We start from the raw sequence: 4,454 nt of genomic DNA, 5'->3' as shown, positions 1-4,454 counted from the left end.
ACCGTCGCCTGGAGGGCCGCCCGGAACAGCAGCGACCCGCAGCTGACGCGGCGCACGCCCAGTTCGGTGAGTTCGAGCAGGGAGGGGCCGTCGGGGGAGTACAGGATGTTGAGCGGCGCCTCCAACGCGTCGACGAGGGCGCAGATCCGCTCCGGGTCGCGCAGGCCGGGGACGAACACCCCGTCCGCCCCGGCCTCCTGGTACGCGGCCACCCGGTCGGCCGTCTCCCCCACGGGCCCCGGCAGCCAGTGGGTGTCCGTCCGGGCGTTGACGAACAGTTCGGGCGCCGCCCGCTTCACCGCGCGGATCACCGCGGACTGGTGTTCCGGGTCGGTGAGGGTTCCGTCCGGTAGGCCGTCCTCGATGTTGATCCCGACGACACCCGTCTCCGCCAGTTCGCGCGCGAGCCCGGCGACCTGTTCGGGATCGTCGCCGAACCCGCCCTCGATGTCCACGCTGACCAGGGCGTCCAGTCGGGCCAGGCCGCGGGCGAGCGCGACCGTCTCCGCGCGGGCGGTGCCCGCCGCGTCGGCTTTCCCGGCCGCCGACGCGACGCCGAGGCTGGTCGTCCCGACCGCGCGGAACCCGGCGCCGACCAACGCGGCGGCCGAGGCGTGGTCCCAGGCGTTGGGCAGCACCAGGGGCGCGCCGACGCGGTGCAGGTCGCGGAACTCCTCGTGGGCGTTCACCGGGCCCCCTCCGCCAGGAGGACGTCGAGCACGCCGCGGGCCAGCGCCAGGGCGTGGGCGGAGCCGGGGCAGGGCCGACGGCCGTGCCCGAAGGTGAGGTGTCCGGACACCGGACGTCCCGGAACGGGGCGGTCGGGGTCGGGGAAGACGCGCGGGTCTCGGTTGGCGGTGGCGAAGTCGAGCACGAGGTCGGTGCCGGGCGGCACGGGGCGACCGGCGAGGACGGCACCGTCCAGGGCTCGGCGGCGCGTCTCCCGGACCGGGGACGTGAGGCGCAGGGCCTCGGCCACGAGGTCCTCAGCCCCCAGGTCACCGGGGATGGAGAGGCCGAACTCGTCGACCACGGCGAGGGCGCCGCGGATCAGCCCGGCGGTGCTGTCGCAGGACTGTGTCAGGAGGGCGATGCGCTGCGCGGCCTCCTCGGGTCCGCCGTCGGGCAGCAGACCGACCAGGGTCCGCACGCCCTCGTCGGCCGGAGCCAGGTGTTCGGCGGGGGCGCCGGGCTGGTAGGCGGCGGCCACCGCGCGCGTGGCCGGGACGAGCCGGGCGAGGGCGCCCGGGGAGACGCCCAGGTGGAGGGCGAGGACCTCGACGGGGACGAACGGCGCCGCCTCGGCGGATACCTCGCGGGTCCTGACGGCGGCCCGCTCGCGTAGGAGGGAGGGGTCGAGTCCGCGGAGCAGATCCTCGGCGACCGCGCGGCGGCGGTCGTGGTCGGTTCCCTCGCAGAACCGGACGGTGGTCCGCCGCAGCCAGTCCAGGGGGCTTCCGCCCTCGGGGGGCGGCGGCACGGCGAAGCGCGGATCGTCCAGGATCGCGCGTATCCCCGCGTGGTCGCGGACGTGGAGCGGTGGGGTCATGCCGCGAGTTTAGGGTGGGGACGTTTCGGCGCCCGCCGAAGCGTCCCCGGTCCGGCGCGGTCCACGGGGAGACGGACGGGGGGCGGTACCGGCCGGTACCGCCCCCCGTCCGTCCGGTGGCTCAGGCCTCGGTGGCCCCCACCAGCCAGGCGACCTTGTGCGCCGTGACGCCCAGGCTCCCGCTGCTGCCCAGGTACACCCCGAACGACGCCAGGAAAGCGTGTCCGTGCTCCCGGCGCTCGCAGACCACGTCCTCCACCGCGTGGGCCGACGCGGGATTGCCGACCCTCAGCCTGGGTGAGGGGTCGTCGGCCACGTCGGTGGTGACGTCGTAGCGCGACAGCTCCGCGGCGAGTTTCTCCAGGTGTTCGCGTTCCTCGGTGGGCACGTGGGACGCTTCTTGGTCGTGTGCCCGTCTCGACTGGGCCATAGCGGATCCTTTCGTGTCGAGCGTTGCTCCTCGATGCCCTGACCCATTGTCGCTCAGAGTAAAGTTACTAGTACGTACCGCACCTACGACACGCCGTCGGCCGTCCACCCGCCCCGGTGCATGACTCGCTCGACGGAGAGGTCCTCGGACAGGACCACGAGGTCGGCGCGGGCGCCGACGGAGATCCGGCCCGCGCCCTCCAGCCCCAGCGCCGCGGCGGGAACCGAGGAGGCCGACCGCACCGCCTCGGGCACGTCCACCCCGATGTCGGACACCGCGTTGCGCACCGCCTGGGGGAGCACGATCGTGCTGGAGGCGATCGCGCCGGTCTCCACCAGCCGGGCCTCGCCCCCGCTGACCCGGACGCGCAGCTCGCCCAGGGTGTACTCACCGTCGCCCAGACCGGTCGCCGACATCGCGTCCGTCACCAGCGACACCCGCTCGGCGCCGGCCGAGGCGAACACCAGCCGCGCGGCGCCCGGATGGACGTGCACGTTGTCCGTGATGAGTTCGACCGTCACCCGCTCGTCGCGCAGGGCCGCGGCGATCGGCCCCGGGTCGCGGTGGTTCAGCGGACGCATCGCGTTGTACAGGTGGGTGGCGACGGTGGCGCCCGCGTCGAAGGCGGCGAGGGTCTGCTCGTAGGAGGCCTCGGTGTGCCCCACCGCGGCCACCACGCCGGAGGACGCGGCGGCGCGGATCAGGTCCAGCGCGCCCGGCAGTTCGGGGGCGACCGTGATCATGCGGACATGGCCCCGTCCGGCCCGGAGCCAGCGGTCGAACTCGGCGGTGTCCGGGTCGCGCAGCAGCTCGGGGTCGTGCGCCCCGCACTTGGAACGCGCGATGAACGGCCCCTCCAGGTAGATCCCCGCCAGTTCCCCCTCCTCGCACAGCTCGGCCAGCGCCGACACCTGCCGGACGGTGTCCTCCGGAGAGGCCGCGACCAGCCCGCCCACCAACGACGTCACGCCGCGCGCCCGGTTGAACGCGACGATCTCGCGCGCGCCCTCCGGATCGGCGTCGGGGAAGGCGTGCCCGGCTCCGCCGTGGATGTGCGTGTCGACCAGGCCTGGGACCACCCAGCCCCCGCCGACGTCGTGGGTCCGGCCGGGAGGCGGCGCGCCGGCGCCGAGTTCGGCGACGCGGCCGTCCTCGACCCGCAGCCAGCCGTCGTGGACACCGTTGGGTGTGACGACCCGGGCGTGGGTGAGCGTGACGGGAGTGTGCACCATGTTCGGGCTCTCTCTGGGTCTCGGGAAGGGCGGGGTGCGGCCTGTGTGTCGCAAATTACACCGGGGTTCCGGCGGGTCCGGGCGCGGGGTCCGACCTTTGTTCCCAGGGTGCGGGACCCCCTGCGGAGCTGGGAAATCCTGACCCGTGGGACGCTTTGTCCACGACGTGGACGCCGGTTCCCGGGATGGTCCGGCCGTGACCGGGGGGACGACACGCATTGACGATAGCGGTCGGCGAGCCGCATCATGGGGGCATGTCCGCCGGTGAGCTGCTTGTCCAGCGCCTGCACGTCGATCTCCGACAGCAGGCGAGCGCGCTCTGTCGTAGCTAGCGCCTTGCGGGGCCCGCGCGCCCCGCGCCACGGGTGTACCCCGTGCCCTCCGTGCCCTCGCAGACACCGGACACTCAGCTCTCCCAGTCACTGGGTTCCGGGCCGCTTCCCGGCCCGACGAGCACCCCTGCCAGGCCCGCGCACCGAGTCCCGGACGACGGCGTCCGCGCCTGGTGTCGGTAGGGGAACGACGTCTCCTCCGGTGTCACCCAACGAACACCGCCTCTGACGCTTCCTCCGGTCGATCCCGGCTGGCTCTGACCGAACCCAGGAGTTCCGCATGACCCGCTTCACCGTGCTCGTCGCCGCCCCGCAGACCCGTTCCTCCGTCCGCGCCGCCGCCCTGGACGCGGCCGCCGAGATCGCCGCCCGCGTGGGGGTCGACGCCCAGCCCGCCGTCGTCGACCTGGCGGAGATCGGGCCCGACCTGCTCACCGAGTCCGCGTCCTCGGTCGACGCCGCCCTGGAGCGGGTGCGTGAGAGCGACGTGCTGCTCGTCGCCTCCCCGCAGGTGCACGGCACCTACACCGGCCTGCTCAAGGTCTTCCTGGACCGCCTGCCCGAACTGGGGCTGGGCCACACCGTCGCGGTGCCGCTGGCGGTCGTGGAGGACCTGCGCAACAGCCGTGGGATCGAGGAGGACCTGCGCATCCTCCTCGCCGACCTGGGCGCCTGGGTGGCCGAGCCCGGCCTGGTCCTGTCCACGGACGAGACCGACCGGCCCGGCGGCGTGGTGCGCGCGTGGGCCGACGTCGCCGCCCCCGGTCTGCGCGAGGCCGTGGCCGTCACGGCCTGATCACGGTTTCCGGGCCGCGCGGGGGCGCGGCCCGGCGGTGTTTTCCCTGGGCCCGCCGCCGCGCTTCGGCCGGGGTTCGTGCGCCCTCGAGGCAGGGATTCTTCATCCTCGTCTT

General features: G+C 74.3%; 5 protein-coding genes. 1 reads left to right on the top strand and 4 read right to left on the bottom strand.

Going from position 1 to position 4,454, the window contains the following annotated elements; translation table 11 throughout:
* The 4 genes from D471_RS0100345 to nagA form a co-directional block, all read right to left on the bottom strand.
* A partial coding sequence (locus tag D471_RS0100345; RefSeq protein WP_017596787.1) for an isocitrate lyase/PEP mutase family protein occupies positions 1-689 on the bottom strand: 689 nt, incomplete at its 3' end.
* Entirely contained in the window at positions 686-1,549 is an 864-nt protein-coding gene (locus D471_RS0100340; RefSeq protein WP_017596786.1) for a cytochrome P450, read from the bottom strand. The genes D471_RS0100340 and D471_RS0100345, both read right to left, overlap by 4 nt.
* 121 nt (positions 1,550-1,670) lie before the next feature.
* The gene (locus D471_RS0100335; protein WP_017596785.1) at positions 1,671-1,979 is read right to left on the bottom strand and encodes a hypothetical protein; all 309 of its coding nucleotides are present in this window, start codon (positions 1,977-1,979) and stop codon (positions 1,671-1,673) included.
* 83 nt (positions 1,980-2,062) lie between these two features.
* Positions 2,063-3,211: an N-acetylglucosamine-6-phosphate deacetylase gene (gene nagA, locus D471_RS0100330; RefSeq protein ID WP_017596784.1), complete on the bottom strand. Its 1,149-nt coding sequence runs from the start codon at positions 3,209-3,211 to the stop codon at positions 2,063-2,065.
* Between the two features lie 612 nt (positions 3,212-3,823).
* On the opposite strand from nagA, the gene D471_RS0100325 reads away from it, so the two are divergent.
* Positions 3,824-4,339: an NADPH-dependent FMN reductase gene (locus tag D471_RS0100325; protein WP_017596783.1), complete on the top strand. Its 516-nt coding sequence runs from the start codon at positions 3,824-3,826 to the stop codon at positions 4,337-4,339.
* Positions 4,340-4,454 lie beyond the last annotated feature (115 nt).

The sequence above is a fragment of the Nocardiopsis lucentensis DSM 44048 genome, from assembly GCF_000341125.1.
GTDB lineage: Bacteria > Actinomycetota > Actinomycetes > Streptosporangiales > Streptosporangiaceae > Nocardiopsis > Nocardiopsis lucentensis.
This window is presented reverse-complemented; position numbering and strand designations above follow the sequence as displayed.